Origin of the sequence: Paenibacillus sp. AR247 (assembly GCF_002968895.1) — a bacterium.
GTDB lineage: Bacteria > Bacillota > Bacilli > Paenibacillales > Paenibacillaceae > Paenibacillus_AQ > Paenibacillus_AQ favisporus.
Window position 1 is genome coordinate 23333 of the sequence record NZ_PCZT01000020.1, and the last position, 5004, is coordinate 28336.

Genomic DNA, 5004 nt, shown 5'->3' on the forward strand with positions numbered 1-5004 from the left:
TGGACTCTGTCATGGAATGAGGTGACAATTGTCANGTTTTTTGGCAGGGTTTTCATATAGGGGGTAGGTCCGTCAAGCCTTCTGACAGAAGCGCTGGACCCACTTTCGGGTAAGGCCTGCTTCTCTTGACCGGAGAGAGGGCTTCAATTATAGTTGGTACAGTAGGAGCAAACTATTATTGAGGAAAAAAGGTGGCTTGTAACATGTCTGAGCAAATCTACGTCGGTGTCGACTTGGGCGGAACGACCATTAAAGTGGGCATCTGCAATCAAGCGGGACAGCTGATTCAAACGTATGAAGGTCCCACGGAAACAGATAAAGGCGTCGATACGGTTATCAACAATATTGAGAAATATGTGCGCCATATCGTGGAGCAGTCCCCTTACAGCTGGGATCAGCTGGCGGGCGTCGGGGCCGGGGTTGCCGGATTTACGAACGTCCGTGAAGGGATCATCATCCTCGCGCCGAACGTAGGTTTCCGGGATGTACCGATTCGTTCCATTCTGGAGCAGAAGATTGGCAAGCCGATCAAAATGATAATGACGCGAACGTGGCGGCCCTGGGAGAGGCTTGGAGCGGCGCCGGACGATCTGGAAGCCATTCAATGCGGATGCGGCAAAATGGGCTGCCTGGAGACCGTCTCTTCCGCAACGGGCATTATCCGTATGGCGAAAGACGCCGTTGAGCGCGGGGACCGCACTTCCCTGTCGATGGTTGAGAACATTGCGGCGAAGGAAGTCTTTGATGCAGCTAAAGCAGGCGACGAAGTGGCGCTGCGGATCGTGAACCGCGCTGCCTTCTACCTGGGCAAGTCCATGGCTGCGGTTGCGGCGATTCTGAATCCGGAAGTATTCATTATCGGCGGCGGCGTATCCAAGGCTGGAGACATCCTGTTTAACGAAGTGCGGGAAGTTTATGCGAAGCTGACGCCGGAACCGCTGCAGCGCGGGGTATCGATCCTTCCTGCCGAGCTCGGCAACGATGCGGGTATCGTCGGTGCGGCCGGTTTGCTGCTCCGTTCGTAAGGAGATCCTGCGAGGTCACCCATGGGTTAAAATGAGGGGTGACCTGGGTATACCAAGTATTAACGGGCCCATATTCCATAAGGGAGGGGAAAGCTGATGCTGGAGGAGAATAATACTGCGTCGGCCATGGCCACCCTGATTATTATTACAGGCATGTCGGGGGCGGGTAAATCCTTGGCCGTACGAAGCTTGGAGGATTTGGGATTTTTCTGTGTGGATAATTTACCGCCGGTGCTTATTCCCAAATTTGCGGAACTGATTGAACAATCGAAGGGGAAAATCGCCAAGGTGGCGCTGGTCATTGACCTGCGCGGCCGGGAGTTCTTTACGGCCTTATCCGAATCATTGAATTATATTAAGGACCATTTCACGATTCATTGCGAAATTCTGTTCCTGGAGGCGACCGATTCGGTCCTCGTGCAGCGTTACAAGGAGACCCGCCGGCGGCATCCGCTTGCGCCGGAGGGTATGCCGCTGGACGGCATCCGGCTGGAGCGCAAAATGCTGGAGGAGCTCAAGAGCTCGGCCACAGTGGTGCTCGACACGAGCAATATGAAGCCGGGACAATTGAAGGACAAAATTATCTCGAGATTTTCCCACTTGGAAAGCAATACCCTTTCGGTCAACGTAACCTCATTCGGATTTAAGTACGGTATTCCGATCGATGCCGATCTGATCTTTGACGTCCGCTTTCTTCCGAATCCCCACTATGTGGATAGCCTGCGTCCACACACCGGTCAGGACAGCGATGTGTATGACTATGTCATGAAGTGGCCTGAAACCCAGGCTTTTCTGACGAAGCTGCTGGATATGCTGCATTTCTTGATTCCCCAATACCGTAAGGAAGGCAAGAGCCAGGTGATCATCGGCATCGGCTGTACCGGCGGGAAGCACCGCTCGGTGGCGATCGCCGAGTACCTGGGCAAAATGCTGGGAGCCAGCGAGACCGAGACGGTCTCCGTCAGCCATCGGGATTCCGAACGTGATCGGCATTAAAGAGAGTGGAAGTGATGACAGTGGCAGAACAAAGAAGTGACCGTCCGCGGATCGTCGTGATGGGCGGGGGCACCGGACTGTCGGTCATGCTCCGGGGACTGAAGGAAATGCCGCTAGACATCACGGCTGTCGTCACCGTAGCAGATGATGGAGGGAGTTCGGGCATCCTTCGCAGCGAGCTGCAGATGCCCCCTCCCGGGGACATTCGGAACGTCCTGACGGCACTGGCCGACGTGGAGCCGCTGCTGTCGGAAATGCTGAGATACCGGTTCTCCAGCGGCTCGGGCTTGGCCGGGCACAGCCTGGGGAACCTGATTTTGGCGGCCATGACCGACATCAGCGGCGATTTTGTAACGGCTGTGCGCGAGCTCAGCCGCGTTTTTGCCGTGCGGGGGCGGGTGCTTCCGGCGGCGGGCGAAGCCGTAATCCTGAACGCAGAGATGGAGGACGGCACCATCGTGACCGGTGAGTCGAAAATACCGGAAGCTGGCGGTCGGATCAAGCGGGTGTTCTGGAGCCGGCCCATGTCGAGCCGCTTCCGGAAGCGACCGAGGCCATCCGGGAGGCGGATGCCATCCTGATCGGCCCGGGAAGTCTATATACGAGCATTCTGCCGAATTTGCTCGTTCCGAAGCTGGCCGAAGCGGTCATGTCTTCGGACGCGATCAAGATTTTCGTGTGCAACGTCATGACACAGCCCGGGGAGACGGACGGCTACACCGTAAGCGACCATCTTCAGGCGGTATATGACCACGTCGGCAAGCATCTGTTCGATTATGTCATCGTGAACAGCGGTGAAATTCCGCCCCAGGTGCAGGACAAATATGCCGAGAAGGGCGCGAAGCCGGTGGAGCTCGATTACGATGAGGTCACCAGTCTTGGCTATAAGGTCATAGCTGATACGCTGGTCCTGTTCCGGACCTATCTGCGCCATGACGCCGACAAGCTGAGCCGGCATATTTACCAGCTGGTTCAAAATTGGATTAAACGAAAGAGGTGAGTCCCGTGTCGTTTGCGGCGCTGACTAAAAAGAACTGACCATGATCGAAGCAGAGCCCTGCTGCGAAAAGGCTGAATTGTCGGCACTGATCCGGATGAACGGGGCCGTCCAGCTTTCCAATAAAAAGGTGATCCTGGATATATCGACAGAGAATGCAGCCATCGCCAGACGCATTTACACATTGATCAAAAGGCATTTCCAGGCGCATACCGAGCTTCTCGTGCGTAAAAAAATGCGTTTGAAGAAAAATAATGTGTACATCGTACGTATTCCTGCACAGGTTCAGGAAATACTGAAGGAGCTGAAGATTGTCTCCGAGGGCTTCCTGTTCACCTCGCATATCCATCCGGATCTGGTCCGCAAACCATGCTGCAAAGGGGCGTATTTACGCGGTGCCTTTATGGCAGGGGGCTCCGTGAACAATCCGGAAGGGTCGTCATACCATCTTGAAATTGCCTCGATGTACGAGGAGCACTGCCAGGCCCTTGTAGACCTCGCCAATGAATTTCATCTGAACGCCCGTTGTATAGAGCGCAAGAAGGGGTTCATACTGTATATTAAGGAAGGCGAGAAAATCATTGAATTTTTAAGCCTGATTGGGGCCCATCAGGCCTTGTTCAAATTCGAGGACGTGCGGATCATGCGGGATATGCGGAATTCGGTTAACCGGATCGTGAACTGTGAAACCGCGAATTTGAACAAGACAATCGGGGCCGCCGTCCGGCAAATCGATAACATCAAGCTGCTCCAGAAGGAAGTGGGCCTTGATAATCTGCCGGACAAACTTCGGGAAGTGGCCGAAGTGAGATTGGCCCATCCCGATATGAACCTGAAGGAAGTCGGTGAACTGCTGAAGGGCACCGTCAGCAAATCCGGTGTGAACCACCGGCTGCGCAAGATCGACGAAATGGCCGAGAAGATTCGTGGCGGCTGAGCCTTTTTTCTTCTAGTTTCCTTCATGGTATAATGGTATAATGTTATAAAATGTGTTGTGTGTGAGCTATACAGATTGATCTAATAGGGGGTAAGTTTCCATGACAAAGCACCCGGTAGTTGTCCGTTTGAAAACGGGTCTCCATGCCAGACCGGCAGCATTGTTCGTCCAAGAAGCGAATAAGTACTCGTCTGAAATTTTCGTGGAAAAAGATGATAAAAAGGTGAATGCCAAGAGTATCATGGGAATTATGAGCCTTGCCATTAGCTCGGGTACGGAAGTAAACATCAGTGCTGAAGGTGCGGACGCAGAACAGGCTGTAACCGCTTTAGTCAACTTGGTGGGCAAAGAAGAGCTTGAAAACCAATAATAAACAATTATAGAATGGGCCCTGCGGCTGCGAATGATGCGGCGCTGAGGCCATTTTCTGCACAAAGCAGTCCGTTTCTCCTTGGGGAGGGCGGGCTGTTTTTTGCTGTCTGGCGGGATCTGGGACGATTTGGCTCTTATAAAAATAAATCTGCCATCCGATATCATAGCTATAGCCGTTCATGCAAGCGGCGGCAGCGGGGAAGCCCGGATGCATTTATTTTGATAAAGAGGGGTCAACGTATGGGGAAATGGAACGGTACCACAACCAACACAGATGATGCTGAAGGATCGGGGAAACGACAGAGGCTGACGATCGCGGAGCGGGACGCGATGGGCAGAAACCGGATTCTGCTGATCGCGATTCTGATCTCGACGCTGATGGCCGTGTCCACGGTCAAGCTGGGAAGCCTCGATAATCTGACGAGTCTCAACAACTTAAGCTTCTTGATTGATTTGGTGGTTCTGCTGGTGATGGTGTACAGCCAAGTCCGGCGTAAGCTGATTCATCAGGCGGCCGTTATTGCCATTACGGGGGTGGCGCTGACGATCCTCATTCAGGCGTTGGATTCCACCAGCCCGAGCAGCTTGTTTTCCATATACTATTTGCTCGTGTTGGCGCTGATCACCTTGCGTATCGTATTAACCTCGATCACAATGCTGTACGGCTTGGGGTTGAT

3 protein-coding genes and 3 pseudogenes are annotated in these 5004 nt (G+C 53.5%); all 6 read left to right on the plus strand.

What is annotated here, in order from left to right:
* Window positions 1-203: 203 nt before the first annotated feature.
* Window positions 204-1025 (plus strand): annotated as a pseudogene (locus CPT76_RS27225) (ROK family protein).
* Between the two features lie 96 nt (window positions 1026-1121).
* Entirely contained in the window at window positions 1122-2021 is a 900-nt protein-coding gene (gene rapZ, locus CPT76_RS27230; RefSeq protein ID WP_076173174.1) for an RNase adapter RapZ, read from the plus strand.
* A gap of 14 nt (window positions 2022-2035) precedes the next feature.
* A pseudogene (locus tag CPT76_RS27235) lies at window positions 2036-3021 on the plus strand (gluconeogenesis factor YvcK family protein).
* 5 nt (window positions 3022-3026) lie between these two features.
* Window positions 3027-3955, plus strand: a pseudogene (whiA, locus tag CPT76_RS27240) (DNA-binding protein WhiA).
* Between the two features lie 100 nt (window positions 3956-4055).
* Entirely contained in the window at window positions 4056-4325 is a 270-nt protein-coding gene (locus CPT76_RS27245; RefSeq protein WP_076173171.1) for an HPr family phosphocarrier protein, read from the plus strand.
* A 242-nt stretch (window positions 4326-4567) separates the two neighbouring features.
* On the plus strand, window positions 4568-5004 hold a 437-nt coding region (locus CPT76_RS37860; protein ID WP_181153072.1), incomplete at its 3' end, for a hypothetical protein.